The sequence below is a fragment of the Fodinicola feengrottensis genome (assembly GCF_010993775.1).
Lineage (GTDB): Bacteria > Actinomycetota > Actinomycetes > Mycobacteriales > HKI-0501 > Fodinicola > Fodinicola feengrottensis.
In genome coordinates this window covers 16,935-42,022 of sequence record NZ_WOTO01000022.1, presented here as the reverse complement: position 1 = coordinate 42,022, position 25,088 = coordinate 16,935, and the positions used below count along the sequence as shown (strand labels likewise).

At 65.9% G+C, this 25,088-nt stretch carries 34 protein-coding genes, 3 pseudogenes and 1 riboswitch; of the genes and pseudogenes, 19 read left to right on the top strand and 18 right to left on the bottom strand.

The genetic code is table 11. The annotated features are described in order from the left end of the window. Nucleotides 1–54 precede the first annotated feature (54 nt). Complete coding sequence (locus GNX96_RS53740) at nucleotides 55–564, top strand: putative PEP-binding protein (protein WP_279580998.1); 510 nt, start codon at nucleotides 55–57, stop codon at nucleotides 562–564. Continuing rightward, nucleotides 561–815 (top strand): putative PEP-binding protein, encoded by a 255-nt coding sequence (locus GNX96_RS53735; RefSeq protein ID WP_279580997.1) that lies wholly within the window; start codon nucleotides 561–563, stop codon nucleotides 813–815. Before GNX96_RS53740 ends, GNX96_RS53735 begins: the two co-directional genes overlap by 4 nt. Before the next feature lie 46 nt (nucleotides 816–861). Here GNX96_RS53735 and GNX96_RS20875 read toward each other — a convergent pair whose 3' ends face one another. Continuing rightward, the gene (locus GNX96_RS20875; protein ID WP_279580996.1) at nucleotides 862–1,470 is read right to left on the bottom strand and encodes a hypothetical protein; all 609 of its coding nucleotides are present in this window, start codon (nucleotides 1,468–1,470) and stop codon (nucleotides 862–864) included. A gap of 109 nt (nucleotides 1,471–1,579) precedes the next feature. On the opposite strand from GNX96_RS20875, the gene GNX96_RS20870 reads away from it, so the two are divergent. Further along, complete coding sequence (locus GNX96_RS20870) at nucleotides 1,580–2,098, top strand: CGNR zinc finger domain-containing protein (RefSeq protein WP_163569366.1); 519 nt, start codon at nucleotides 1,580–1,582, stop codon at nucleotides 2,096–2,098. 68 nt (nucleotides 2,099–2,166) lie between these two features. Here GNX96_RS20870 and GNX96_RS53730 read toward each other — a convergent pair whose 3' ends face one another. Further along, the gene (locus tag GNX96_RS53730) at nucleotides 2,167–2,523 is read right to left on the bottom strand and encodes an erythromycin esterase family protein (protein WP_279580995.1); all 357 of its coding nucleotides are present in this window, start codon (nucleotides 2,521–2,523) and stop codon (nucleotides 2,167–2,169) included. Then, entirely contained in the window at nucleotides 2,474–3,388 is a 915-nt protein-coding gene (locus tag GNX96_RS20865; RefSeq protein ID WP_279580994.1) for an erythromycin esterase family protein, read from the bottom strand. Before GNX96_RS20865 ends, GNX96_RS53730 begins: the two co-directional genes overlap by 50 nt. 29 nt (nucleotides 3,389–3,417) lie before the next feature. Here GNX96_RS20865 and GNX96_RS20860 point away from each other — a divergent pair, with 29 nt between their 5' ends. Next, entirely contained in the window at nucleotides 3,418–3,567 is a 150-nt protein-coding gene (locus tag GNX96_RS20860) for a hypothetical protein (protein ID WP_163569365.1), read from the top strand. A gap of 48 nt (nucleotides 3,568–3,615) precedes the next feature. On the opposite strand, the gene GNX96_RS20855 is transcribed toward GNX96_RS20860, so the two are convergent. Next, the gene (locus tag GNX96_RS20855) at nucleotides 3,616–4,389 is read right to left on the bottom strand and encodes a PaaX family transcriptional regulator C-terminal domain-containing protein (RefSeq protein WP_163569408.1); all 774 of its coding nucleotides are present in this window, start codon (nucleotides 4,387–4,389) and stop codon (nucleotides 3,616–3,618) included. Nucleotides 4,390–4,619: 230 nt separating this feature from the next. Here GNX96_RS20855 and GNX96_RS53725 point away from each other — a divergent pair, with 230 nt between their 5' ends. Genes GNX96_RS53725 through boxB form a run of 3 tightly spaced genes read left to right on the top strand, consistent with a single transcriptional unit; the run spans nucleotide 4,620 to nucleotide 7,758 of the window. After that, entirely contained in the window at nucleotides 4,620–5,060 is a 441-nt protein-coding gene (locus GNX96_RS53725; RefSeq protein WP_279580993.1) for an enoyl-CoA hydratase/isomerase family protein, read from the top strand. After that, a complete protein-coding gene (locus GNX96_RS20850) occupies nucleotides 5,057–6,334 on the top strand; it encodes an enoyl-CoA hydratase-related protein (RefSeq protein WP_279580992.1) in 1,278 nt (425 codons plus the stop codon). Before GNX96_RS53725 ends, GNX96_RS20850 begins: the two co-directional genes overlap by 4 nt. A gap of 2 nt (nucleotides 6,335–6,336) precedes the next feature. After that, nucleotides 6,337–7,758, top strand: coding sequence for a benzoyl-CoA 2,3-epoxidase subunit BoxB (gene boxB, locus GNX96_RS20845; protein ID WP_163569364.1), 1,422 nt, complete (start codon nucleotides 6,337–6,339; stop codon nucleotides 7,756–7,758). On the opposite strand, the gene GNX96_RS20840 is transcribed toward boxB, so the two are convergent. Continuing rightward, entirely contained in the window at nucleotides 7,755–8,300 is a 546-nt protein-coding gene (locus GNX96_RS20840) for a MauE/DoxX family redox-associated membrane protein (RefSeq protein ID WP_163569363.1), read from the bottom strand. The two genes, boxB and GNX96_RS20840, sit on opposite strands and share 4 nt — an antisense overlap. 270 nt (nucleotides 8,301–8,570) lie before the next feature. After that, nucleotides 8,571–8,714: riboswitch (cyclic di-AMP (ydaO/yuaA leader) on the top strand. A gap of 123 nt (nucleotides 8,715–8,837) precedes the next feature. On the opposite strand from GNX96_RS20840, the gene GNX96_RS20835 reads away from it, so the two are divergent. Continuing rightward, the gene (locus GNX96_RS20835) at nucleotides 8,838–9,047 is read left to right on the top strand and encodes a hypothetical protein (protein ID WP_163569362.1); all 210 of its coding nucleotides are present in this window, start codon (nucleotides 8,838–8,840) and stop codon (nucleotides 9,045–9,047) included. Further along, a complete protein-coding gene (locus GNX96_RS20830) occupies nucleotides 9,044–9,622 on the top strand; it encodes a hypothetical protein (RefSeq protein WP_163569361.1) in 579 nt (192 codons plus the stop codon). The genes GNX96_RS20835 and GNX96_RS20830 overlap by 4 nt, the downstream gene beginning before the upstream one ends. Nucleotides 9,623–9,668: 46 nt before the next feature. Here the strand turns inward: GNX96_RS20830 and GNX96_RS53720 are convergent, their stop codons facing one another. Then, on the bottom strand, nucleotides 9,669–10,010 hold the full coding sequence (locus tag GNX96_RS53720; protein ID WP_279580991.1) for an NAD(+)/NADH kinase: 342 nt from the start codon (nucleotides 10,008–10,010) through the stop codon (nucleotides 9,669–9,671). Then, nucleotides 9,992–10,711, bottom strand: a complete 720-nt coding sequence (locus GNX96_RS20825; RefSeq protein ID WP_279580990.1) for an NAD(+)/NADH kinase — start codon at nucleotides 10,709–10,711, stop codon at nucleotides 9,992–9,994. Before GNX96_RS20825 ends, GNX96_RS53720 begins: the two co-directional genes overlap by 19 nt. Before the next feature lie 217 nt (nucleotides 10,712–10,928). Here GNX96_RS20825 and GNX96_RS20820 point away from each other — a divergent pair, with 217 nt between their 5' ends. From GNX96_RS20820 to GNX96_RS20805, 4 genes are all read left to right on the top strand, one after another. Next, nucleotides 10,929–11,822 carry a glutathione S-transferase C-terminal domain-containing protein gene (locus tag GNX96_RS20820; protein ID WP_279580989.1) on the top strand — a complete coding sequence of 298 codons (894 nt, stop codon included), beginning with the start codon at nucleotides 10,929–10,931 and terminating at the stop codon, nucleotides 11,820–11,822. Nucleotides 11,823–11,951: 129 nt separating this feature from the next. After that, entirely contained in the window at nucleotides 11,952–12,527 is a 576-nt protein-coding gene (locus GNX96_RS20815) for a hypothetical protein (RefSeq protein WP_279580988.1), read from the top strand. A gap of 42 nt (nucleotides 12,528–12,569) precedes the next feature. Next, entirely contained in the window at nucleotides 12,570–12,992 is a 423-nt protein-coding gene (locus tag GNX96_RS20810; protein ID WP_279580987.1) for a hypothetical protein, read from the top strand. 11 nt (nucleotides 12,993–13,003) lie between these two features. Next, nucleotides 13,004–13,240 (top strand): fibronectin type III domain-containing protein, encoded by a 237-nt coding sequence (locus tag GNX96_RS20805; RefSeq protein WP_163569358.1) that lies wholly within the window; start codon nucleotides 13,004–13,006, stop codon nucleotides 13,238–13,240. A 49-nt stretch (nucleotides 13,241–13,289) separates the two neighbouring features. On the opposite strand, the gene GNX96_RS64305 is transcribed toward GNX96_RS20805, so the two are convergent. The 11 genes and pseudogenes from GNX96_RS64305 to GNX96_RS53685 all read right to left on the bottom strand — a co-directional run. Beyond that, on the bottom strand, nucleotides 13,290–13,913 hold the full coding sequence (locus GNX96_RS64305) for an alpha/beta fold hydrolase (RefSeq protein ID WP_163569357.1): 624 nt from the start codon (nucleotides 13,911–13,913) through the stop codon (nucleotides 13,290–13,292). Between the two features lie 123 nt (nucleotides 13,914–14,036). Continuing rightward, a complete protein-coding gene (locus GNX96_RS20795) occupies nucleotides 14,037–14,267 on the bottom strand; it encodes a hypothetical protein (protein WP_163569356.1) in 231 nt (76 codons plus the stop codon). Then, nucleotides 14,212–15,573 carry a sugar-binding protein gene (locus GNX96_RS20790; protein WP_279580985.1) on the bottom strand — a complete coding sequence of 454 codons (1,362 nt, stop codon included), beginning with the start codon at nucleotides 15,571–15,573 and terminating at the stop codon, nucleotides 14,212–14,214. Before GNX96_RS20790 ends, GNX96_RS20795 begins: the two co-directional genes overlap by 56 nt. Continuing rightward, a complete protein-coding gene (locus GNX96_RS20785; RefSeq protein WP_163569354.1) occupies nucleotides 15,570–16,706 on the bottom strand; it encodes a PIG-L family deacetylase in 1,137 nt (378 codons plus the stop codon). Before GNX96_RS20785 ends, GNX96_RS20790 begins: the two co-directional genes overlap by 4 nt. Before the next feature lie 50 nt (nucleotides 16,707–16,756). Then, the gene (locus GNX96_RS20780) at nucleotides 16,757–17,584 is read right to left on the bottom strand and encodes a carbohydrate ABC transporter permease (RefSeq protein WP_279580984.1); all 828 of its coding nucleotides are present in this window, start codon (nucleotides 17,582–17,584) and stop codon (nucleotides 16,757–16,759) included. After that, nucleotides 17,581–17,979, bottom strand: a complete 399-nt coding sequence (locus tag GNX96_RS53710) for a carbohydrate ABC transporter permease (protein ID WP_279581042.1) — start codon at nucleotides 17,977–17,979, stop codon at nucleotides 17,581–17,583. The genes GNX96_RS20780 and GNX96_RS53710 overlap by 4 nt, the downstream gene beginning before the upstream one ends. 569 nt (nucleotides 17,980–18,548) lie before the next feature. Beyond that, on the bottom strand, nucleotides 18,549–18,782 hold the full coding sequence (locus tag GNX96_RS53705) for a hypothetical protein (protein ID WP_279580983.1): 234 nt from the start codon (nucleotides 18,780–18,782) through the stop codon (nucleotides 18,549–18,551). Then, nucleotides 18,739–19,566, bottom strand: a pseudogene (locus GNX96_RS53700) (ABC transporter substrate-binding protein); the annotation flags it as partial. The pseudogene GNX96_RS53700 and the gene GNX96_RS53705, both read right to left, overlap by 44 nt. Further along, complete coding sequence (locus tag GNX96_RS53695) at nucleotides 19,463–19,921, bottom strand: hypothetical protein (RefSeq protein ID WP_279581048.1); 459 nt, start codon at nucleotides 19,919–19,921, stop codon at nucleotides 19,463–19,465. The pseudogene GNX96_RS53700 and the gene GNX96_RS53695, both read right to left, overlap by 104 nt. Before the next feature lie 20 nt (nucleotides 19,922–19,941). Next, entirely contained in the window at nucleotides 19,942–20,253 is a 312-nt protein-coding gene (locus GNX96_RS53690) for a hypothetical protein (protein WP_279581047.1), read from the bottom strand. Nucleotides 20,254–20,305: 52 nt separating this feature from the next. After that, nucleotides 20,306–20,485 (bottom strand): annotated as a pseudogene (locus tag GNX96_RS53685) (hypothetical protein); the annotation flags it as partial. A 251-nt stretch (nucleotides 20,486–20,736) separates the two neighbouring features. Between GNX96_RS53685 and GNX96_RS53680 the strand changes: the two are divergent. From GNX96_RS53680 to GNX96_RS20745, 6 genes and pseudogenes are all read left to right on the top strand, one after another. Continuing rightward, entirely contained in the window at nucleotides 20,737–21,096 is a 360-nt protein-coding gene (locus GNX96_RS53680; protein ID WP_279580982.1) for a hypothetical protein, read from the top strand. A 106-nt stretch (nucleotides 21,097–21,202) separates the two neighbouring features. Further along, complete coding sequence (locus GNX96_RS20760; RefSeq protein WP_279580981.1) at nucleotides 21,203–21,886, top strand: DeoR/GlpR family DNA-binding transcription regulator; 684 nt, start codon at nucleotides 21,203–21,205, stop codon at nucleotides 21,884–21,886. 264 nt (nucleotides 21,887–22,150) lie between these two features. Further along, nucleotides 22,151–22,444 (top strand): annotated as a pseudogene (locus GNX96_RS67290) (family 4 glycosyl hydrolase); the annotation flags it as partial. After that, nucleotides 22,421–23,356, top strand: coding sequence for a family 4 glycosyl hydrolase (locus tag GNX96_RS67285; RefSeq protein ID WP_452124487.1), 936 nt, complete (start codon nucleotides 22,421–22,423; stop codon nucleotides 23,354–23,356). The pseudogene GNX96_RS67290 and the gene GNX96_RS67285, both read left to right, overlap by 24 nt. Nucleotides 23,357–23,390: 34 nt before the next feature. After that, nucleotides 23,391–23,990, top strand: coding sequence for a glycoside hydrolase domain-containing protein (locus tag GNX96_RS20750; protein WP_163569353.1), 600 nt, complete (start codon nucleotides 23,391–23,393; stop codon nucleotides 23,988–23,990). Continuing rightward, the gene (locus GNX96_RS20745; protein WP_279580979.1) at nucleotides 23,980–25,068 is read left to right on the top strand and encodes a DUF4091 domain-containing protein; all 1,089 of its coding nucleotides are present in this window, start codon (nucleotides 23,980–23,982) and stop codon (nucleotides 25,066–25,068) included. Before GNX96_RS20750 ends, GNX96_RS20745 begins: the two co-directional genes overlap by 11 nt. Nucleotides 25,069–25,088: the final 20 nt, after the last annotated feature.

Genomic DNA, 25,088 nt, shown 5'->3' with positions numbered 1-25,088 from the left:
GGTCGGTGCCGACGCGGCCGGCCTGATCCGCACCGAGTTCCTGTCCTGGGTCGGATGGAGCCGCCGACCGTTGACGAGCAGGAGGCCGCGTACAGGTCCATCGCGGAGACCTTCCAGGGCCGCCGCATCACCTTCCGTACGCTCGACATCGGCGCGGACAAACCACTGTCCTATGTGGCCACCGCCGCCGAGGCGAACCCTTTCCTTGGCCTGCGTGGCATCCGGCTCGCGCTGGCCCGGCCCAAACTCCTGCACGACCAGCTCGACGCGATCGCCCGGGTGGCCAGCGACCACCCGGTCGACCTGATGTTCCCGATGGTGTCCACAGTGGACGAGCTGACCACCGCGCTGGCAGCGGTGACTCGCGCCCAGGGGCTGCGGGTGGGGGTGATGGTCGAGGTCCCGTCGGCTGCCCTGAATGCCCGGGCGCTCGCCCCACACGTGGACTTTTTCAGCATCGGCACCAATGATCTCACCCAGTACACGCTGGCCGCCGAGCGCGGCAACGCCGCGGTGGCGGGCCTCGCCGACCCGTACGATCCGATCCGGCCGTCCTGCGGTTGATCGACTGCGTGACCCGCGCCGCCGGCGACCGGATTGACGTGGCGGTCTGCGGCGAGCTGGCCGCGGACGAGCTCGCGGTCCCCTTGCTGGTCGGCCTCGGTGTCCGTGAGCTGAGTGTGGCCGCAGCGGCTATTCCACTGGTGAAACAGGCGGTCCGTCGGGTCGACATGGCCGCCGCGACCGCACTTGCCCAACGGGCTCTCCAGCAGTCCAGCGCGCGGGCCGTCCGCGGCCTTTGCGGTCGCCTCTAGTGTCCTGCGTCTGCTCACTTGATCTGATTGTCCGGAAACACCCACCCTAGCTGTCGGACAGGAGCCAGCCGATGCGCAGTTCTCGCGCACCCGCGCGGGAAATCTGGACGAGCTCGGCGCGTTCGGGGTCGTCTTCGGGCAGGTCCTCGGCGAGGGCGGCCTGGGCGGCGATTGTCTGCGGCCGGGCGCCGAGTGCGCCGCGCAGGTGGAGTGAGCGGCGCAGCAGCGCGGTGGCCTCGGCGGGCTCCTTGAGATGTGCGAGGTGCCGGATGATGTAGGACTCGAAGTAGTCGTCGCCGGACTTCGTCGCGATCTCGAGAGCTATTTCGTAGCGTGGGAGGGCACCGGCCGTGTCCTCGTCGATGTTGTCCAGCAGGACACCCCAGTGGTATTCGGCCCAACCGCGCTGCTTCTCGTCACCGCTCTCAGCCGCCGCACTGTATTCGGCCTCGGCCACGGCGCGGTCGTCAGCGCGGGGGTCGCGGCCGAACAACAGGCGGCTGTAGGCCAGTCGCGCCGTGAGCAAGTGCGCGGTCGACGATGCGGGATCCAGCGCCGCGACCGCCTTCTTGGCCTCCTCGTGGCCCTGGATCTGGAAGAACCAGCGATCGACGGCAATTTCTGCGCGCAGCTCGAGATCGGCGTCTGGGCCCAAGACGGCGAGCGCGGCGTCCCACTCCCCGAGCAACTGCAGGCGACGAGCTATGTAGGTGTCATCGGTTATCATGGAACCTACTGTAAACAGCATCGATGTAGGTGGTCAAATGAATTACGATGACTACACTGGCAACGTAACGCGGCTCGCCGTCGAGCTGGCCAATACCGGCACCCTCAACCAGGAGGGCGAGTTGGTCGCCGCGTTCTTCGCGGAGCACGAGATCACTCCGCCGCCGGACGGCGATTTCGGCGCACTGCCGGACCTGGTACGCACGGCCCTGGCGCAGTTGGTCGACGGCGTCGCCCCCGCCGCTGTCCATCGCTTGCTGCGCGACTACCCGCCGGACATGCACCTGTCCGACCACGACGGCCTCGGCGGCTGGCACATTCACTTCAGCCGCAACGGCGCCCCAGCCAAACAGTGGCTCGGCCAGCAGATCGCCGCCAAATTGGCTTTGGTCGCGGCCGGGGATCCGGCGGTGACGCTGGGGCGGTGCGCCGCGACCGGCTGCGGAAACTACTTCGTGGACCAGTCACGGAACCGGACGCGCCGGTTCTGCTCCAACGCGTGCGCGAGCCGGACGACGGTCGCGGCTTATCGGGCCCGGGCGGCGAGAAACTCCTAGCAAAGTCCGTTGGAGTCCCGCGTCCGAGGTTCGTTGCCTTCTCCAGCGCCAGAAGCGACCTCGCCACACTAGTGATCAGGAGCGACGAACGAGCTCGGGCTCATGGTGGGCAGGTAGATCAGGCCGTCGAAGGCGGCCAGCACGTCGACTCGCATGGTCGTGTACGCGTGTCGAATGCTCGACGGGCCAGCGATCCCTTGCGCTGAACGAAAATCCAGCAGGACTGGCGCGCTGGCGTGGACGGCCTGCTCCACACTGCCATCGGCGGGCTCGTCCAGTGGCCGGGAAAACACCTCGAAACCCTGGTTAGCCTTCGCATCCAGTCGAAGGTCAGTGGTGCTGCCGGTGCCGGCGGTGATCCCGAGAACGACATAGTCAGTACCGAAATCGGCGGCGAGATAATTGCCGGCAGTACGTGTTCGCACCCCTGGCATCAGTTCCATCGGGGACTCGCTGGGCGTGGCCGTTGTGCACCATCAGCACGATCCGCTCGTCCGGCCCGAACACCTCGCGCAGCAAACGTACCGTCGCCGCCTGGTAAATGTCGCGCGAGGACGCCACCAGAGCGGGCGGGTTGGGCTGGCCGAGCGCGACGAACTCACGCAGCTGTTCGTCCAGGCGCAGCGCTCCGAGAGCGTGATGGCGGGCGATTTTGTGGTCGTACGGGTCCGAACCCGGCTCCAGTGCGTCCAGCCGGAGCGCCAGCCTGGAGAGTGCGGCGGCAGCAGCGTCGCGGCTTGCTGTGCTCAGCTCGGCATAACGCCCGGACGCCACCGCGTTGTTCGCCGCGACGTACGGTTCGGTGGCGGTGACAGCATCGTCCACATAGGACACTTCGGTGGGCGCGTACTTTTCGAGGTAGTCCCGTACGAGCGCAAGGCCCGGCACCACCGAGCCGCCCGAGCTGGGCACGTCCACACCGGCGTACCGGACCCGGCCGCCGCCGCCGTCGGCGTTGTGCGCGCGCAGCCAGCCGAGCATGTCCCGCACTTCGGTGGCCTCGCCGAAACGAAACGTGAACCCTTCCCGCGCGATCGTCTCGAGATCGCCGGCACCGCCGCGAATCCAGTCGTCGACCAGCTGGCCCTCGGCGAAACCTGACTCGAAGGCGAGGACACCGAAGCCCAGCTCGGTCACCAGGAAGCGCAGAATGCGGTCGCGCAGGAGGCCGAACTCGCGGATGTGGTGGTTGTTCTCGCCGATTGCCACCAGGTGCGCATCGCCGACCAGCTCGGCGACTGAGGACAGATCGTCCATCGGCAACCGGCGAATCGTGTCGGGCAATGTCACGGTGACCTCTGTTCGTCTCTGCGCGGCAAATGGGCGGAAATGATTATCGCGCACCCGGGCTCGGCAGCCCGGGTCTGCCGGCCGACTACTGGCTCGCCAAGTCTTCCGACGGCGGCCGGACCTGGTCGGCGACCAGGCTGGCTGGCTCGTTCGACCTGACCGCTTCCAAGGCGGGCTGACCGAACCTCCGCGAACCTGACGTTCTCGCTGCTGTCGGCAGTGAAACGTCAGGTCCGCGGTGGGTTGAGGGCTTCCCAGGCCGTACGTGCGGCGGGCGCCCAGGCGGTGTGTTGCTGGCCGAACAGGGTGGCGGCCTTGACGCCGGACCAGCGGCTGGGCAGCAGCTCGCGGGGCAGGGCAGGGTCGATTGCCGGAAACCGCCGCCAAGCGTGGACGAGCTCGATCTGGTCGATCAACGCGTTCTTGCGGGCCGGGTCGGAGAACTCGGCGATGAAGTCCTCGTACTGCTCTTCCACGGCGACCAGGTCCCAGGCCTGCTGGACCATCGCCCGTACGTCCCCGATGCCCGGCCGGGTCGCGATGAAAACGTGCGCGTCGTCGGCGATCCGGGCCTCGCGCAGCACCTCGGCGACCTCGGCCTCGCGCTCTGGATGCGTACTGATCCAGAGGCCGGCGCCGAGCGACCCGAAACCGGCCCAGCTGAGGCGGGTACGAAGAAGGTGCCGGGCTCGCCGGTCGCTTTCCGGCACTCGTACGGACACCAGCAGCCAGGTGCCGTCCCAGCCCTGCGCCGGGCCGGTGAAGGAGTAAATCCGCTGCGCGCCATCGGTGAGCAGCCGCTCCGCGTTCGGTGTCAGATGCCACAAGGTGCGCCGGCCGATTCGCTCAGCGCGCAGCCAGCCGTCCGCGGCCGTTCGCATCAGCGCCTGTCGGGTGGCCTTCTCGTCCACCCCGAGCTGCCCCAGCACCTCGATCAACGCTGAAGTCCAGGCGGTCCGCTCGGCTACCAGCGCGAACTCGCCCAACACGGTGAACAGCAGGCCGCGCGCGCGCGGACGCGCCGGCGGCGTGCCGACGGGACAGCGTGGGGGCCCGCTCGCCCGGTGCCGGGTCGCTGATGGTCATCGCGTCCTTCGTCTGATTTGCCGTAGTGGCCAATTCTTCCTGACGGTGAGTGGTCGGTCATCACCAGTTGCGATATTCTACAAGAACTTGACAGGCTCACATGGAGTTGTAGAACATGAGAGCATCGGTCGCTGGGAGGATCCGGGTGAACACTGCGGAGTCGACTATGACATCGATCCACCCTGGCGTGACCGCAACAGCCCGCGTCGAGTTCCGGGTCCGGCCGGTCGACTACCGGCACTGGAAGATCGCCACCGACGGGCCGGTGGCGACGCTGACCATGGACGTGGACGAGCAGGGCGGCCTGCGCCCCGGCTACGAGTTGAAGCTGAACTCGTACGACCTGGGCGTCGACATTGAGCTTTACGACGCCGTGCAACGGCTCCGGTTCGAGCACCCCGAGGTGCGTACGGTGGTGATCACCAGCGGCAAGGAGAAGATTTTCTGCGCGGGTGCCAACATTCGGATGCTGGCCGCTTCGCCGCACCCCCCCTGGAAGGTCAACTTCTGCAAGTTCACCAACGAAACCCGCAATGGCATTGAGGACGCGACGGCGAAATCCGACAGACATATGTGGCGGCCTTGAACGGCACCGCGTCCGGTGGCGGGTACGAGATCGCGTTGGCCTGCGAGCATCTGATGCTGATCGATGACCGCTCGTCCACGGTTTCGTTGCCGGAGTTGCCGTTGCTGGGCGTGTTGCCGGGCACCGGTGGCCTGACGAGGGTCGTCGACAAGCGGCACGTGCGGCGTGACCTCGCCGACTACTTTTCCACCCGTTCGGAGGGAATTGGCGGCAAGAAGGCTGTCCAGTGGCGGCTCGTCGACGAAGTCGTGCCGCGGCCGAAGTGGCTGCAGGCGGTGGCCGCTCGCGCTCTGGAACTGGCCGAGCGCTCTGGTCGGCCGACGGACGCGACCGGAATTTCGCTCAGTCCGCTGGAAAAGCAGCGAGAGGACGACCGGATCTCGTACGAGCACGTGACGGCGGTGCTGGACCGGGAAGCCGGTACGGTCGAGATCACCGTCGCCGGCCCCACCGCGGACGCACCAACCGATGTTGCTGGCGTACGAGCGCAGGGCGCGGATTTCTGGACGTTGGCGGTCACCCGCGAGGTTGACGACCTGATTCTGGACCTGCGGACCAACGAACTCAGCGCCGGCACGTGGATTTTGAAGACTCGCGGGGAAAGCGACAAGGTGCTGGCGTACGATCGGCTGCTGCTCGCGAACCGGGACGACTGGCTGGTCAACGAGATCCTGCATTATTTGAAACGTACGCTCAAAAGGCTGGACGTCACCAGCCGCAGCCTGCTGGCCCTGATCGACCCGGGCAGTTGTTTCGCTGGCTCCCTGCTCGAACTCGCGCTGGCCGCCGACCGGTCATACCAGCTTTTCGGGGTTTTCGAGGACATCGACCCCGATGCCGAGCCGGCCGCACTGCACCTGACCGAGATGAACTTCGGCGTGCTGCCGATGGGCAACGGACTTTCCCGCGTACAGACGCGATTCTACGGTGACGAGCCGGCGCTGGAAGCCGCTCGCGGGGAAATGGACAAGCCGCTGCGGGCCGACGCGGCCGCCGAGCTCGGGTTGGTGACCTTCGCGCCGGACGACATCGACTGGGACGACGAGGTGCGGATCGCGGTGGAGGAACGGGGCAGTTTCAGTCCGGACGCGCTGACCGGCCTGGAGGCGAACTATCGTTTCACCGGACCGGAAACGTTGGAGACCAAGATTTTCGGCCGGCTGACGGCCTGGCAGAACTGGATCTTCGTACGGCCGAACGCGTCCGGCGAGTATGGGGCGCTTCGCAAGTTCGGCACCGGGCAACGCGCGGAATTCGACAGGAAACGGGTCTGAGCATGCCGGACAGGGCAGATTATTCGGAGAAAATCCCCAACAACGTCGAGCTGCATGAGGACCGTCGGCTGCAGCGCGCGTTGGAGTCCTGGCAGCCGAACTTCCTCAGCTGGTGGGAATCGATGGGCCCGACCCTGCCCACCCACGACGTTTACCTGCGGACGGCGATCAACGTCGGCCGGCAGGGCTGGGCGAATTTCGGTCATGTGGCGATGAAGGACTACCGCTGGGGGATCTTCCTGGCCGAGCGCGACGCGGACCGGCGGATCGGCTTCGGGGAACACAGGACCGAGCCGGTCTGGCAGAAGGTCCCGGGGGAGTATCGGGCCGAGCTGCAGCGGCTGATCGTCATCCAGGGCGACACCGAGCCAGCTTCGGTGGAGCAGCAGCGAAACCTCGGAGCCACCGCGCCAAGCCTCTACGACCTGCGCAACCTTTTCCAGGTGAATGTGGAGGAAGGCCGGCACCTGTGGGCGATGGTCTACCTCCTGCACGCGTATTTTGGCCGGGAAGGCCGGGAAGAGGCCGAAGAGCTGCTGCACCGCAACTCCGGCAGCGAGGACGCGCCGCGCATCCTCAGCGCTTTCAACGAGGAGACGCCGGACTGGCTGTCCTTTTTCATGTTCACGTATTTCACTGACCGGGACGGCAAATACCAGCTCGGTACGCTCAAGGAAAGCGCCTTCGACCCATTGTCCCGTACGTGCGAGTTCATGCTCAAGGAAGAAGCGCACCACATGATGGTCGGCACCACCGGCATCGACCGGGTGGTGGAGCGTACGGTCCAGCTGATGAAGGAGAATGACACCGAGGAGATCGCGTCCTTCGGTGGGATTCCGTTGAAAGTCATCCAGAAATATCTGAACTTCCACTACAGCGTCTCGCTGGACCTGTTCGGCGGCGAGACCTCCACCAACGTGGCGAACTACTTCACCGCGGGTTTGAAGGGCCGCTGGATGGAGGACCGTCGCAAGGACGACCACCGGCTCACTGAGGAGTCGATCATGGTCGACGCGCTCGACCCGGACGGCGAGATCGGGCAGGCCGAGGTTTCCGCGCTGGTGGGGCTAAACGCCGACCTGCGGCGCGAATATGTCTCGGACTGCCAAAGCGGGGTCAACCGCTGGAACAAGATTCTGGACAGCGCCGGGCTTTCGCACCGACTCAAGCTCCCGCACCAGGCCTTCAACCGCAAGGTCGGCGCCTTCTCCGGCATCGAGGCGACCCCGGACGGCGAGAAGATTTCCACCGACGAATGGGCACTGCGCAAGGGCAGTTGGCTGCCGACCGAGGTGGACAAGACGCACGTACGATCCCTGATGCGGCCGGTGCACGAGCGCGGCAAGATCGCCGCCTGGATCGCGCCACCCCGCAACGGCATCAACGGCCAGCCATTCGACTACGAGTACGTGCGTTTTCCCTAACGAGCAGGGGTTGGCTTGACCGGCCGGAACAGGTCGACGATGTCGTCCAGCACGATGACCAGGCCGCCCACCACCAGGCCGGCGACCGCGGCGACCGCGGCGGCACCCAGGTCAAGACTGCCGGTCGAGAGTGCCCCAGCGGCACCCAGCAACGCCACGCAGATCAGGAAAACGTTGCGTACGACATGAAGCGGCCCGAGCGGCGTGGTGGATTTCCCGAAGCAGCGGCACGGGGTGCGCTCGCCTTTTCGCACGCTGATCACGATGCCGACCGACGCGAAGGCGGCCAACAGGGCTGCCCCCAGGCCGAAACCAGCCATCGCCGAGGCCGCGAGCGGGATCGCGACCAGCACCACGGTCAGGACTTCGGCGATCACCACCGCCAGGGCGACCGGTCGCGACCAAGCCCTGGGCAACACCCGCATCTGCCGGACAGACGCGACAAAATCCCCGAATGCCGATGTTCCGACCAGCTTGGTCGCCGCCGAGGCAACGAAAACCACGCCGATCAGCAGCCGGCATGCCAATGCCACGTACAGCATCCAGTCTCTCCCCGGTCGTGTCCTACGTCCCACCTTGGCACGCCGGAGCATGCGCGGCTGGAATTGCCCCCATGCGGTCGCTGTCACAGCCTCGGCGCGAAGCGTGATTTCAGGCTCTGACCAGGCACGATAGGCATGCCGGTTTTCCGGGGTACGCACTGAATGGTAACGACACGGTTGTGATTATGCTGACCCCGCGAAGGATCCGTCGGGGGTCCGGTTAGAGTCCTTAGCGTTCGTTCGGTTTACCTGCGCTTCACCAGGAAGGCAGCCCGACGACCGCCGAATCCCTCTTCGGAGGGAGCCGGGGACCCAGGTCCTTGGGGTGAATCGGCAGTGCGTTCGCGCGCTGCGGTAGGGCGTCTCCTGGCCCGAACCCGTCAGCTAACCCGGTAGGCAGCCGAAGGAGAGGAGCACCGCGTGGTGCTGTTCCATGCTCTTGGTCATGCCCCGAACACGTCCGTCGGCCAGCGTCGCTGGCCGCCGTGCGACCGACCCCGGATCCGGATGGTGACGTGCGGGTAGTGGGTTAACGCCGTGCCTGACACCACTCCACCACCCAGCACCTGCCTGCAGGGCTCGACAATGGCGTCGTACTTCTGGGACGACGGCTCCGGCCTTTCCGGCGACACCGGCAACCCCGCCGGCGGGCAGGGCATGCACAAGGGCATCTTCGCGAGCCCGAGCTGGCCGCTGGGCACCCAGGGATACGTGCTCTACAACGGGCGTCGTGTGCCGACTTCATGATCGGTGACCGCGGCCCCGGTTTCCCGTCCGACCACGGCATCATGCTGGACATTGACGGCGAGACGTACGCGCAGCTCACCGGCGGCCACTGGAACACCGAGACGCACCTGGTCGACGGCTTCGGGCCGGGCCACATCCAGGTCACGTACGTGATCACCGAGTGGGGCACCGGCACCGGCGTGAAGGGCCTGCCGGAGCCGTTCTCCACCGGCGCCTGGAGAGTGCACGACTCCCGGCCGAACCTGCCAGCGCCCACCGTGGTGCCACCGGTCACTGGCCCAGCCAAGAGCCAGTCGCTGGTCGAGCACACGGTCGTCGCGGACGCCAACACCAGCGCCGTGGTCGGCGTCGCCTCGCATCATGCGCTGGTCGCCGACCCGGTGGTCGCGCCGGCGAGCGTGTGTCTCGGCGATGGTCGGCATCGGCGCGGCGGCCATGTTCGTCCGCATCCGGCGGCCCGGCGGCATCGCCGCGCCGGCCGGCAAGCATCGACACACCACCGGCCGGCATCGCCGCGGCGCGATGACGATCGGCTTCCGGCCCGCTTTCGCGATGTAAACCCCTCGCGAGGGTGACGTTGTAGGTCCGAAATGGGGGCAATTTCGCCCTGAAACGTCGGGCCTAGTACATGTCGGCGGGCGGTGGGCAGCCGGCCGGTTCGCCGCCGTCGGCCAGCGCCGCCGGTGCGTCCGCCAGCGAGAACCGGTTGCGCAGCCGCTGGTAGAAGTCGGATGGGCGCAGGCGTACCAACCGGGCCGGGTGCTCGGCGGGATGGACGGTCACCCAGTCGCCCGGGTCCAGCACGCCGCGCAGCTGCCCGTCGACGCTCACCGCGACCTGGCCGGAGCGGTCCAGCACGCGTACCGAAGCGGCTTCGCCGGCCGCCAGCACGACACTGCGGTTGAAGATCATGTGCGGCGCCACCGGGGTAAACACCAGACCCTTCAGCCTCGGCGACAGCACCGGCCCGCCGGCCGAGAGAGGTTGTACGCCGTGGAGCCGGTCGGGCTCGCCACGATCAGCGCGTCCGCCGAGTACGACGCGAAAACCGACTCGCCGAGGTAGACCGCGAGGCTCGCCTGCCGGTCCCTCGCGAGCTTCTCGAAGACCACGTCGTTCAGCGCGGTCACGTCCAGTTCCATGCCCGCGGCCTGGTCCTGGCTGACGTTGTCCTGGCTGACCATCCGGCGCGGCGGCGGAGGCAGCAGTGGACCCCGCCCGTACTGCAGCAACGCCTGAATCCCGTCCGGGATCTCCAGCGGCCGCGACGCTCGCATGGTGAGCATCATGCGCTCATCCATGCGCGCGCTCCCGGAGAAGAACGCCTCCAGCGCCGACTCGATCTCGGCGGGTTCGACCTCGGTCAGGAACCCGACCCGCCCGACGTTCACGCCGAGCACCGGCACGTCGTCGGACGCCGCCACCCGTACGCCACGCAGGAACGTCCCGTCGCCGCCGATGGTCACGATCAGCGACGGATGCCCTGCCGCCTCGACCTCGTCCTTCGCGTTGCGGCGCGGCCGATGGCCGTTGTCCAGGCGCCACACGTCGATCTCGATGACCTCGATGGCGTTCTTCTTCGCCCACGCATGCACCAGGTGGGCGGCATCCACCGCCGCCTCGCGGCCCTCGTGCACCACCAGGCCGATGCGCCGGTCTCCCATGGTTCTCGCTTTCTCTGCGCGTGCGTACGGTCCCACCAGTCTTGCCGATGACCGGCGCTGGTGGGTGAAGTGGTTCCCGCTCGCCGCGACTTCGGTAGCGGCCGGCGCGTCGGACCCGCGGCGGCGGTGTCGGCGCGCGATCGTGGTAGCGATCCGGAATAGCCGCGCTGGTCGGCCGGGTTGTGGTCGGTGGGGTCCCAACTGGGAGGGGAACGGCGTGCCTGGGTTCGCGAGTCCGGTCGATGTCGCCACTTACGGGGAATACCGCGTGCCGCCTGGTGGCGCCCGGCCGTTGTATCGCTTCACCGGCCGCATCACCGCCGACGGCTCCAGCGGCTTCGCCGCCGAGCCGGGCCGCTATCACCTCTACGCCGGCTGGTTTTGTCCCTGGGCGCAGCGCACCACCATCGAGTTGGCCCTGCTCGGCCTGCGGGACGTGGTCAGCGTGTCCTATGTGGACGATGAGCGGGACGCCCGGGGATGGGCCTTCCGGGAAAAGCACGGCCCCGATCCAGTCAACGGATTCACCCTGCTCCGGCAGGCGTACGAGGCGACCGAACCCGGTTTCGACGGGCACGTCTCAGTGCCGGCGCTGTGGGACCGGCGCACGAATCGCCTTGTCAGCAACAATTTCGCCACGATCGGCGTCGACTTCGCCACCCAGTTCGGGCAGTGGTCGAATGGCGTCGAAACCTATCCGGAGTCGCTTCGCGAACAAATCGAGGAATTAGATCGCTGGCTCGGGCCAGCGGTGAACAAGAACGTTGGCGCGGCGCTCACAGACCCGGCCGCTCGTACGATTTTGCTTGACGCGTACGCGGAACTCGACGCGCGCTTGGCGAAATCGCGCTACCTGCTGGGATCCCAGCTCACCGAAGCGGACATCCGGCTGTGGGTGACGCTGGTTCGGTACGACGCCGGCGCGAACGCAGCTCGTACGATCAACCCGGGACTGCCGGAATATCCGCATCTTTGGGCGTACGCGCGCGAGCTCTACCAACTGCCGGCTTTCCAACAGACGACAAGATTTGACTCCTTCACCGACCCGGAAGCGACCGTGCCGGACTGGGATCTGGTGGTCGAGCGCTCGTACGCGGTTATTGGGCGTTGACAGAGGCATATGCCACAAGTAGCTTAATGCTCCATTGAACACGTTCTTATCTGCGAAGCCATTCACGTAAGTGAACATTACTGGGCTCAAGGAGGAACGAATGTCGGTGAAGCAACGCGCAGTGGTCGCGTGCATGATGGCTTTTGGTCTGGTTCTGGTGGTCGCGCCAGCCGCCGCCGCGGCGGCGGCGCACCTGCCTGCCTGGCGACCTATTCGCCGTCGTACACGGTCCAGCAGCAGGGCTGTGGCACGGTCAGCGGCCTGACCTTCCACCTCAGCTGCACGTCGACCAGCGGATACGATCGCGCCGAGCGGCGGTATGTCGACTATTCCAGCGGCCAACGCCGGTTCCAGGGCTCCTTCCGGATCACCAGCATGGGTGGTTCGCGGATCAGCCTGAAACAGACCTTCCACGACGATGTTGGGCCGTTCTTTCTGCTGGCGGTGGAAAACGGCGGCCGACTCTACTCCGTGGAGGGTGGTGCCACGGTCGCTTCTGGCGCCACCGTGGGAACCACAGTCGCGGTGCAGACGATTCACACGGTGGGCAGCAAACTTCAGGTTTACATCAACGGATCGTTGAAGTTCACCGAGTCGGCGCCCGATGGTGGCAATTACTACGACAAGGTCGGTGCCTACCGCACTTCCAGCGGCAGTGGACCCATCACCGTGGTGTGGAGCAACCTGGCTTTTGCCTACCAGTAGTAAGACATGACTCGACTCTGGGCAGTCGCCCTCGTGCTGGTGGTGGCCGTGACGGCGGGCTGCGCCGACACGGCCACCACCGCACCGAAAGTGTCGCTCACCGCCACTTTGGTCCCGCCCGTCGACATCAAGCTGGCTTGGCGCGACCGTGGTCCGACCCCGGCCGGCCGCATTGTCGAGTTCGCGAACGCGGCGGCCGGCCCGTACACGATCCTGGGTTTCCTGCCACCCGGCCAAATGTCGTACGACCATCGGGACCTCATCCCGCAGACGGCGTTTTTTTACTATCGCGTTGTGCCGTACTACGGGGGCCGACCACCGCGGCGATCACTCGTACGCTCCCGCCGGGTGACTACGACGACAAAACCCAAGCCCAGGACCACATCTGGGCCGAGCCACGGACCGTGCGGCAGCCAGCGGTGGCCCCTCGGTCGGTCCAGGGCGGCGGCGCGCCGACGGATCTGAAGGCCACCGTGATGAACGCGAACGGCATCAAGCTCACCTGGACGGACCGCGCCAGCGACGAGTCCGGCTATTTGGTGGAGGTGAAACCCGCTGGCAGCGCCGATTTTCGGGTCGTCCAGGTGCTCGAGGAGAACATCAACTCATGCGGGGTGGTGATCCTCCCGAACGAGAAGACCGCCACCTATCGCGTACGCGCCTTTGTCTACGGCCCTTCGTCCAACACGGCAAGCCAAATCACATTGGCCTAGGTCCTTTGCCGCTGTCGCTGAACCAGTTCGGCGACAGCGACCGGATGACTCAGGTAGGGCGAGTGGCTCGTGTCCCAGGTCTCGGAAATTGTGCAACGGGCCGCGAAACGGCTGCTAAGGGGCGCGGCCAATGCACGGTCGTCGCTTCCCACCACATAGAGCGACGGAGTGTCGTGCCAACTGACGCGGCTCGGGGTAGCCCCGAAAATGGACGGCGGCTCCGGGCGGAGCAGTTCGATCGCGCGCTGAGCGGTGGGTTCGTCGACGTCGCCGTAAAGGTTCTTCCTGGCATCGGCGACATCGAGCCGGAGCCGGCCGTTTTCGTCGGGCGTCGCGACAAGTCCCGCCGGCGGGGCGCCGGTTTCGCCGCGACCTGGGCGATGAGCTGGGCCGGCGATTCGCCGACATCGAGAAGCCAACCGGCCAGCAGGATCAGTTTTTGCGCACCGTTGACCGTTCCGGCGGTGACGCCACCAAAAGAATGTCCGAGCACCAGCGGCGGCCGGTTGGCGGCAGCGACGATGTCCTCGACCAGGCCAGTGCTGTCGTCCAGCGAAAGTTCGTAGAGGTCAGGCACCTCCACGCTCAGGTCTCGTGAGCGCAGCAGCCCGACAAGGGCATCGAAGTGAGCGGGTTGATGCCAAGCTCCATGCAGAATGATCACGTCGGTCATGCCCCCACGCTACCCGGCACCGGGCGATCACCCCATACAACAACGGTATGAAGGCGACCGCCCGGCACCGGCAGACGACGCTTGGATCTCGACCCTCATCCACCTGGAATGAGGAGACACGCCCTAGGTTCTGAAAATTCTGAGGGCGCTGCTGGTGGTGCCGGATGTGCCGGCGTCGAAGGCGACAAGGACACGGGTTTGCGCGGTGATTTTGGCCGGCGTGACCGGGAGGCGGACGGTTCGTACGCCCGCACCGGAAACAGCGATCGTCGTCGACGCGAGAGTCCCGTGCGTGGGGTCATAGACGAAAATGTGTGCGGTGCCCGCGCCGGTGGGGGCCAGCAGCGCCGTCACCGTGTCTTTTCGTAGGAAGGCGGTCTGGGCGGATCGCGAGCGAGCCGCGGCCGGGCCGCCGGCCAGGGGGACGCCGATGGTGGCCGACTGAAGGATCGACTGCGGTGAGTCCAGGCTGGAGGCAGCGGTGGCCGGGATCACCGGCGGGGTCGGGGTGATCGGGCGGCCCGGCGGTGCGGTGTAACCGTCCACTGTGGCCACTCCCCAGCGATATGGATCTCCTTGTACGCCACCGAAAGGTGACCACGCCAGCCGGGGTCTGGCCAGTGAGGTCCTGGGTGTCGGAGTCATAGATGAGAATGTTCATCCCGAGGTGCGCCGGGTCCACCGCGGCCGGCAGGTCGGCCAGTGGGATCTTCACTTCCAGGGTGTAGCCGTTGTACGGGCTGGAAATCTTCGCGGCGACCTGCATTCCGGGCGCGGTGTCGGACCCTGGCCCCTGATGGTTGTCGGCGTCCCGCTCAAAGCAGGCCGGGCCACCGCTGGTGACCGGGAAGATGCCGCTCTTGAAAGTGGTGGACGTGTTTTCCGAGGTGCCGCGCGGATCCAGGGTGATTTCCACCGAGTCGGTCCGCCAGTGCCGCTTGCAGTCGGTGGGGTCCACTTGTTTTCCGAGCGTGTCGTCGGTGACGTGGACGAGGAAATACAGCGCGTCATTGGACCACGAAACCTGTGCGCTGCCGGAACAGTCGGCCGCGGACGTACAGGCGTCACCTTCCCAGCGGCGAGAAAGATCCAGTGTGGCGCCTGGATATTCACCCGGTTCGGCGCTCCCATCCACGGTGGGTGTGCTGCTCGCTTGCGGGATTGTCGTGGTGGGTACGAGCTCGAGCGCGGCGTGTGCGGTGTCGCTCGCACCGGACGACGACGTGGTGATCGGGTAGTCATAGTCGCCACCGACACCGCCCCGGTTGGCGGTGGGCAGGCTCGGATCGCTGTTCCGTACGGCAAAAGTGACCGTGCCAGTGGCGCCTGGCGCGAGGTTGCCGTACGGCTTGGACGGTACGTCCGCGGTGAATCCGGCCGGCAGTTGCGGGGTCACCGTGCCGGACTGCACGCTGGTGCTGTTGTTCGTCACCGAAATCGCCACCGGCCGGCTGCCGCCGCTGGCCAGGGTGAGCACTGGCTTGACGAAGCCGAGCAGTTGCGGAACGCCGGTTTTGGTGGCCCAGGCCTGGAAATCCGCGACCTGGGGGAGCAGTTGTTGGGTCGCCGTGACAGCCGCGGTGACCGCGACGGCTCGGGCGGTTGTTCCGCTCGTACGCCCCGAAGTCAGCGTGCCGCCAATGGTGGCCCGGGTGCTCACAGCCGCGGTTGCCGCCGGCGGGTAACGGTGAAAGTCGTCGCCCCGGTGGTGGTCGCGGTCCAACCGGCCGGCAAGGTGAGGCTCACTTTCGCGTGCGGTAGCGGAGAAAAGTGTGCGGTGACTGTGAAAGGCCTGCCGGGGGAGACCTGGAAGGTCGATGTGGTCAGGGAAAACTCGGTGCCCAGTGGCAATCCTCCGGGCGCCGGTTGGGTAGCTCCCTGCAGCATCGCGCTTGTCGCGGTGCTGTGCGGGTCGTACGGCACCCGTGAGTCGATCTGGGTGAAGGTTTCGCAGCCCAGCTGGGTGGGATCGGTCGAAACGGTCGGTGGCTGGGTGCCAAAGCCCTGGGTCAGATACTGGCGGGAAGCGTCTCGCTGGATTTGCGCCCAGCTTTTCCGGTGCGCCGGAGACTGAGTGCCTGTCCAGACACCGAAAATCTGTGCGGTCGGATCCGTCGGGACGAAGGTCGCAGCGCAGCTGGGACCTGCTGGGCCGCTGCCAGCGCCGCCAGCGCTGAAGATCCGCGCCGTCCGCCACGTGTTGAGCCGCTCTTTGCTGAGCTGGCTGGAAAACGCCGTCGGGTCAGCGGCTGCGTAGAAGGCGTCGATGGCGAGATGGCCAGCCTCCTGATGGTTGCCGTGTTGCCCAGGGAACGGTGACGGGTTCATCGTGACGATTACTTTTGGCTGGATTTCCCGTACCAGCCGGACGATCTTCTCCAAGGTCTGCTGCTCGTTCCACACCGTCGCGCTCAGTGGCGCCGAAACGGTGTAGTAGAAGTCGACCTTGTCGAGGTTGTGCACGTCGGTGATGCCGGCCATCCCGACCGCCCTGCGTTCCTCTGCTTCCCGGATCAGGCCGAGCGCCGGACCTTCTTCGGGGCCGACCGCGTTCCCGCCACCTTCGCCGCGGGTGACGGTGATGACACCGGTCGTGACATGCTGATTTTCCTTCCATTGACCGAAAGTGGCCAGGTTGCCGGCCTCGTCGTCGGGGTGTGCCCCGATGAAGAGCACGTCGACGTGGCCGGGATGGTGGGGGCTGGCCGCCGCTGTTGTTGCCGCGGGCAAGCCGAGGGTGAGGAGGACAGCTGTGGTGAGGGCAGCCGTCAACAGGCTTTTGGGCACACGCATCCGAGACTCCTAGCGTCCGAAATGCTGCTATGTGGATGAAACTGCGGTGCCTATTCCTTGACAGCGCCGGAAAGCATGCCTTCGATGAATCGGCGCTGGAGTGCTATGTAGACGACGACTACCGGCAAGGCGACCAGGACGGCGGCCGCGGCCAGCAGCGAGAAGTCGGAGCTGTGCTGGCCTTGGAAGAAGACCAGGCCGAGTGGGACGGTCCGTAGGCTGTCCGAGGTGACCATCACCAGGGCCAGCAGGAACTCGTTCCAGGTCCACATGAAAGTGATGACGACCATGGTGGTGATGGCTGGTCGACCGGCCGGCACCAGCACTCGCCACAGTGTTGTCCAGCTGTTGGCACCGTCGATGCGAGCGGCCTCCACCAGCGAACCGTGCGAACCGCGGAAAAACGCCCGCATCCAGAAGGTCCCGAAGGCGATCGACTGCGCGGTCTGCGGCAGGATCAGCGCCCAGTACGTGTCGGTGAGCCCGAAGCCTCGAAGGTCGTAATAGAGCGGGATGACCAGTGCTTCCTCGGGAAGGGTGAGCCCGATCAGGAAGAGATAGAAAAGTGCCGAGGAGCCAGGAAAACGCATGGTCCCGAAGGCGTACGCGGCGAGGGTGGACAGCACCGCGGAGGCGATCACCACGGTCAGCGAGACGATGATGGACGACTGCAGATAGCTGCTGAAGTGACCGCGCGTCCAGGCCTGCGCGAAGTTGGCCCAGTGCAACCCATCGGGCAGCGCGAACCCCCGGTGTTCAGTGACTGGGGGTCGGAAAAGGCGGTGGACAGCACACCGAGCACCGGAACGAGCGCGATCGATCGCGCTGAAGACCGCCAGAATCGCGTACGTCATCACCCGCTCGAATCTGCCCGTCACGACTGCCGTCCCTCGATCGCCCGGGAAACCACCACGGTCAGCACGAAAATCAGCGCCGCGAGGCTTACCCCGACGGCGGCCGCAGAGCCAACCTGACCGGTTTCGAAAGCACGGTGGTAAACCTCGAAGGCGGGCACCGCGGTCGCGTCGCCGGGGCCGCCGCCGGTGGTGATGTAGACAAGGTCGAAGTTGCGCAGCCCGGCCACGATGGTCAGGGTCGCGGCCACCGCGATTTCCGGGCGCAGCGCGGGCAAAGTGACGGCCAGGAACTCGCGGAACGGGCCGGCGCCGTCCAGTCGGGCCGCCTCGTACAGCTCCCGCGGGATCTTTTGGCAGCCGGCCAGGAAAAGCACCATGCAGAGGCCGAACTCGACCCACGTACCGACCAGACCCACCGCCGGCAGGGCGAGCTGGAAGTCGCCCAACCAGGGTCGCGCCAACGCACCCAGCCGATCGCGTCCAAAACATTGTTGAGCAGGCCCTGCGGTGCGTAGATCCACCGCCAGGACAGCGCGACAACGACCATCGCCAGCACCTGCGGGAGAAACAGCACGGTCCGAAAGAAGGTCATGCCGTGGATCCGCACCCTGGACATCGCCGCGGCCAGCAGCAGTCCGACCAGGATGGGGAGCAGAGCATAGAAAATCAACAGAATCAGCGCGTGTACGAACGGTCCGCGCAGGCTGGGATCGGTGACCAGTGCGGTGTAGTTGCTCACGCCAGCCCAGGTGGCCACCGACAGGCCGTCCCAGTTATAGAGCGAATACCAGATGGCCTGCCCGAACGGCACCAGGATGAGGACGGCGAAAAGCGCGAGAGCGGGTGCCGCGTACAGGTAGCCGATGGCTCGCGGCTCACCTGGCGCACGCCGACGATACCGCCCGCCCAGCCACTGCTTTGGTGGCCGGGCCGGCGGTTTTGCGGTGTCGGCGACCGGAATCGCGGTGTGTCGGTCATGGCCGCCTTACGACTGGTGGAAGGTGCCGTAGTCTTTCTGCAGCGTCTGGGTGAACTGCGGTGGCGTCGTCTGGCCACCGATCAGGCTTTGCAGCGCGGCGGTCAAAGTGTCGTAGAAGGTCGGCGTGGAGTAGTCCAGATAGGGCGTGAGCCCGTCGTTCGCACTGATCTGCTGCCAACCCGCCACCAGCTGTCCTTCAGGGCTGCCGGCGGGCAACGCGGCGGCGGCCGGGCCGGGCACCGCTGGCAGGTTGCCGGTCTGGGTCATCACGTCGGACGCGTGTTGGTTGGTCAGGAAGTTCAGGTATGCGGCGGAAACGTCCGGGTGTTTGGACTTGCTGGTGATGGCCCACGCGAGACTTTCGCCGCCCATGGTGGTGATCGGGCCGCCGGCGCTGGCCGGTGGTGGTGGCATCAGGCCGAGCTTGTCGCCCATCGGGCCTTTCAGGTCGGCCGCCTCCCACGTGCCGGTGAGCAGGAAAAACGCCCTTACCGGCGGCGAACTGTTTGGCGGCGTCGTCATATCCGAGGCCGTTGGCGCCGGGCGTCAAATAGCCGCTCTTCGCCCAGGTCTGCAGCACCTGCGCGGCCTGGATGGCTCGTGGGTCTGTCCAGGACGCCTTGCCGGTGCCCAAAACCAGGTCGCGAACATACTGTTTGCCAGCCAGCTGACTGAGGATCACGCCGTACGTGTGAATCGCCGGATATTTGTCCAGGTTGCCGAACTGAATCGGCAGCTGGCCTTTTGTCCTGATGGTCGCCAGATCCGCGGTGAACTCGGCCCAGGTGGTTGGCGGCTTCAGGCCGAGGCTGGTCAGCAGCGCCTTGTTGTAGTAGACACCGACGAATTCGCCCTGCTGCGAGATGCCGTAAAGCTTGCCCGTACCAAAGTGCTTCGCGTCCGCGCTCACTCGGTTGAGGTCAAGCAGTGCTTTCGGATATCGCTTGTCCCAGCCGTAAACGCCGGCGTAGCCGTCCATCGAGGTGAGCATGCCGGCCTTGACGAAGGTCACCATGTCTGGATAGCCCTGGTTCGCCTCGACGACGTCCGGTGGATTGCTGCCGGAGAGCGCGAGCCGGAGAGTCGTTTTTCAGGTCCGAAAAGCTTTTGGACGTACGAACGATCTTGACGTTGGGATATTTTGCCTGGAACTCCTTGTTCAACTGGGCGACCTCGGCGTTCTGGCCGCCGCGGACTTCCTGGTCCCAGACGTTCAGGGTCACCTGGCCGGCTTTGGCCGGGTCAGTGGAAATGCTGCCGGCCGGGCGGTCCGAGGACTGCCCAGTGGGGCCGCCGGAGCCGGGTGGAGCACATGCCGCCGCTATCGCCATCGCGGCGCCAGCCACCACGGCCAGTCGCATCTTTCGCTGCAGCGACATGGGTTTCCCTTCGTCTGCGGTTACGGCACCTGAGCAACGTCGGCGTAGCGCGCGATGGTCGCGGCGGCCCGCCGGACCGCGCCGACCGGCACGGTCGGCACCAACTCGTCGAGGAATCCGTACCGGCGCACCAAAGACGTGTGATAGGCGTCCCGGCTGCCGTGGTCTCTTACGCTGTGCCACCAGTCCGCGATGTCGCCCCAGCCGGGCGCGGCCAGCGATCCGCCGAACTGCTGGACGGCCAGGGACGCGCAGGCCGACGCGAACGCGAGCCGATTTTGCAGCGGCCAGCCCGACAACGTGCCCAACACCATGCTGGCGCCGAAAAACATCGCCGGCGCCGGTCGGATCCAGCGCGGTCACTCGTGGCGCCGGCACGTGCGCTTCCTCGCCGGTGGTGGAATCGATCGCCATCGCGCCCTCGGCGCCGTTGGTGACCACCGCGAGCGGAACCCGGTCGGCCAGCGTGTAAAGCGCTTCCTGGGGGCTGTCCGTACGGGTGTAGGCCATCGCTTCGCCAGCGTTGGGAAGGAAAGCGTGGCAGTAACCGAGCTGATCCAGCATCTGGCTGGACCACATACCGGTTGGATCCCAGCCCACGTCGGCGAAAACCAGGGCGCCGTCGGTGCGGGACAACTCCGCCCACGAGTTTTTTCCGCCGCGCTGCCCAGGGTGTCCGGTGCGGTCAGATCGCAGATGACCGCACGCGAACGCGGTGGCTGACCAATCATCAGATTGGCTGGCAGCGGCGATTCGTGGCCATGCGTGAGCATGCTTCGGTCGCCGGCACAGGCCATCGATACGGTGACCGGCGAATGCCAGTGCTCGAACCGGCGGGACCGCGACAGGTCCACGCTTTCCTGTTCGTCCAGCGTTCGCCAGCAGAAGTCGGCGTAGTCGTCGTCGCCGAAAGCTGCCGCGAGCGAGGTCCGAAGGCCGAGCCGGCTCGCCGCGATCGCCAGGTTCGCGATCCCGCCCGGGCAGGACCCCATGCCCTCGGCCCAGACTTCGGTGCCGGCGCTGGGCATCTTGGGCAGACCGGTGAAGACGATGTCGAGAAAGACCGTTCCGGACAGGAAAACGTCGATGTCCGGGTCGTCCGGGTGGCGGCTGTCGCCCAGCGGATCGTACGCACCTTCGGACATCGGCCGGCAACTCTCCATTCATGTTCTTGAACTTGCGCAACACTAACCGGATACGTGCAATGTGACAACCTGTTGCTGAGCGTACATGCGCGACTGCGGCTGGTTGTGCGCGTTTGTGACTGGTATGGTCGCCGGCATGCTGCAGCACGAACGCCATGCGGAGATCGTCCGCCGGCTGCGTGCGGAAGGCACCACGGAAGTGCGGGAGCTGGCCCGGTCGCTCAAGGTCAGTTCGTCCACCGTCCGGCGCGACCTCGCCCAGTTGGACCGGGAAGGCACGCTCATCCGGGTGCACGGCGGTGCGCACGTGGCCGACGACGTCGACGAGCGAATGCCGTTCGCGGCGGTCGCCGCCAGGGACACCGCGGACAAACAGGCGGTCGCCCGGCGAGCCGTCGAACTGGTCGCCGACGGTGACGTGGTGTTGCTCGACGTGGGCACCACTGCGATGTATTTGGCGCAGCTGCTCATGTGTCGCCGGATCACCGTGATCACCGGCAACCTCGCCGCCTTCGATGTGTTGCGGGAGGCGGAGAACATCGAGCTGATCCTGCTCGGCGGTCTCGTCCGCCGGCCGTACCATTCGCTGGTGGGGGTGCTGGCCGAGGACGCGCTGCGGCAGGTGAGTGCCGATATCGCGTTCCTGAGCACCAGCGGGGTCCGGCCGGACGGTCAGATCCTGGACACCACGTTGGTCGAGGTGCCGGTGAAGCGGGCTATCGTGGCCGCGGCGAAGAAAAAACGTGCTGCTGGCGGACCGACACAAATTTTCCCGGCACCGGCGCCTTGCGGGTTTGTGGAGCCGCTGACATCGACATGATCGTGACCAATGAGGGTGCCGACGATTCCACGTTACGGACGTGTGCCGCGGCCGGCGTGGAGGTTGTGACCGGATGAAACTCTGCATTCTGGGCGGCGGCGGGTTCCGGGTGCCGCTGGTTTACGGCGCTTTGCTGCGAGACACCCATGAGCGGCGAGTCACCGAAGTCGCTTTGTACGATGTCAGCGTCGATCGGCTGACCGCGATCGATCGGCCAGGTGCTCGACCAAATGGGTCGAGAATACGAAAAGCCGCCGGTCGTACGAACGACCACGGATGTGGACGAAGCGTTTGCGGGACGCGACCTTCGTGTTTTCCGCCATCAGGGTCGGCGGCCTCCAAGGGCGCACCGCGGACGAGCGGGTGGCGCTGGATCTTGGCTTGCTTGGCCAGGAAACCACCGGGCCGGGCGGGCTCGCGTACGGGCTGCGGACCGTGCCGGTCGCCCTGCAGGTGGCCGAGCGGGTCGCCGCCCTTTGTCCGCGGGCATGGGTCATCAACTTCACCAACCCGGCCGGCATGATCACCGAGGCGATGCAACAGGTCCTGGGCGATCGGGTGGTGGGCATCTGCGACTCGCCGATCGGGTTGAGCCGGCGGGCCGCCCGAGCGCTTGATCTCCATCCTGACCTGACCACGGCGGACTATGTCGGCTTGAATCACCTCGGCTGGCTGCGCCGGCTTTCCTTCGATGGCGCCGATGTGCTGCCGTCTCTGGTGGCTGATGCGGACGCGCTGGCCACCATCGAGGAGGGCCGGCTGTTCGGCGCTGACTGGATCGCCGCGCTTGGCTGCATTCCCAACGAATATCTCTACTATTACTACTTCACCCGGGACGCGGTCGCCTCGATCAAGGGCTCGCCGGCTACTCGCGGTGAATTCCTGCTCCGCCAGCAGCGAGACTTTTACAACGCGGTGGCGAAAGAACCGTCCAAGGCGCTGGCCGAATGGCGCCGCGTAAGGGAAGAAAGAGACGCCACCTACATGGCGGAGAGTCGGGCTGAGACCGATCCGGGCAGGGACAAGGAAGACATCGCTGGCGGCGGCTACGAAGGCGTCGCGCTGGCCTTGATGGCGGCCATTTCCCGCGGCGAGCGGACCGCGATGATTCTGAACGTACGCAACGGATCCGCGGTGCCCGGACTGGCGCCCGAGGGCGGTCGTCGAGGTGCCGTGCACCGTCGACGCGAACGGTCCGCACCCGCTCGCGACCAGCCCATTGGCCGGAGATCAGTTGGGCTTGGTGCAACAGGTGAAGGCGGCCGAGCAGTTGACGATCGAAGCGGCCCGCAGTGGTTCGGCATCGGTGGCGTTGACGGCGTTCGCGGTTCATCCACTGGTGGATTCGGTCTCCACGGCCAAAGTTCTGCTTTCCGGCTACCGGAACCGGATCCCCGAGGTGGCGGCTGTGTTGCGCTCTCGCTGAAAACTGACAACTGCTCTTGTCCGCAGTCGCGCTTACCGGCATGATCCACCCCGACTGAACCGCCAGTGGGGAGAAATCATGACGAGACTGTTGATCGCCACTGCGCTCGCGGCGGTGTCCCTCTCGGGCGTGCAACCACAGACCGCGATGGTGTCGTGGACCGCTACGCCCTACGAGACTGTCCTGCAACAGAGCGCAAAGCCCCGGGCGGCGTCAACCATGGTTAGCTGGGATGCGGCTCGCAACGAATTCCAGTCGTATCAGATTCTGCTGCGCGGAACGTCGAAGTTCACGATCCAGTCGGTGACCTTCACCGATCTTACGGGCGCCGGGACGATCGGGAGCGGCGACCTCACTTACCGGCTCCAGCAGTATTACGATCCCACCGGTTCTGGTACGGCGGTGCCTGATCCGCTGAGCAACGACCCTTGGGTCACGGTGCCGGGGAACACCACACAGGGTATCTTCGTGACGGTCTATGTTCCCAAGAACCAGGCCGCCGGTGCGTACAATGGCTCGGTCACGGTGAACACAATCAGCGGGAACACCACTTTCCCGATCGCGCTGACGGTCTACGACGTGACGGTCCCGGATGCGATTGACAGCACGTACACCTCCGGCACCTGGAGCGCGTTTTTTCGACGACTACAGCGATGCCGACGCCTCGGTGATTGGTGACGACATCCACAATCAGTACGGCTACACCCGCTACTCGGATCAGTGGTGGACGTTGATCGGCAATATTGCCCGGGAAATGAAGTCGGAGCGACAGAACCAGGTGCACGTACCGATCGACACGCTCCTGGGTGGACAGACCCGGCTGGTGGGCTCGAAGTATTCCTTTGACTGGAGGGTTTTCGACAGATTCGTGCAGACGTTTCTCGCCGATGGATCGATCCGGTCGCTGCGCGGAGGATCGCTGCTCAATGCCGGGCCGGGCGGAAATTCCTCGAGCGTCTGGATCATTGACGCCAACCGCCACATCGTGCTCGCGCCGGTCGGCTCGACCGCCGCGAACCGCTGGCTGAACCAGTACATCCCAGCGCTCAAAAGTCATTTGGACACGAAAGGCTGGACCGCGATGTGGTATCAGTCGATCAGCGACGAACCGGCCAACCCGGCCGCGTTCGCATCCACTGTGAACCTCTATCGATCGTATTTTGGCAGCATCGCCACTACTCAGGACGCGATCAACGCGGACGAGGGTTCGTACGCGGGAAGCGTCGACATCTGGATCCCCAGCGTGCAGAACTACACCTCAGACCCCGGCTTCTATGCCGACCGGCAGGCGCTCGGCGAGCAGGTTTGGAGTTATACCTGCGGTTACTGTGCGGATCCGGGCGCTGGCTGGCTGGATCGAATGTCGACCATGCCGCATTACGCGGCGAAGGAGATTTCGTGGGGAAATTACGCGGCCGGCCTGACCGGCTTCTTTCACTGGGGCTACAACGCTTGGGCGGAGACGGGATACACCGGCACCGGTGGAAATGAGGCGCGCCCCGGCGACGGCTATATCGTCTATCCGGACCCAGCGCACAACACCGTGCGCAGCAGTGTCCGCGGGCTGTCCACACGCGACGGTCTGCAGGATTACGAGCTTCTGCGGATCCTCGGAGAGCGCGATCCGGCGACCGCGCACAGCCTCGCGGCATCGCTGGTGCCCAGCTTCGACAACTTCTCCGACGACATCGACCTGATGGTGCGACAGAGCAAGGCCCTGCGGGTCGCGGCCGGGTCGGGAAGAATCCGGCGCTGATCGCGGTTTGTCACAGGTAT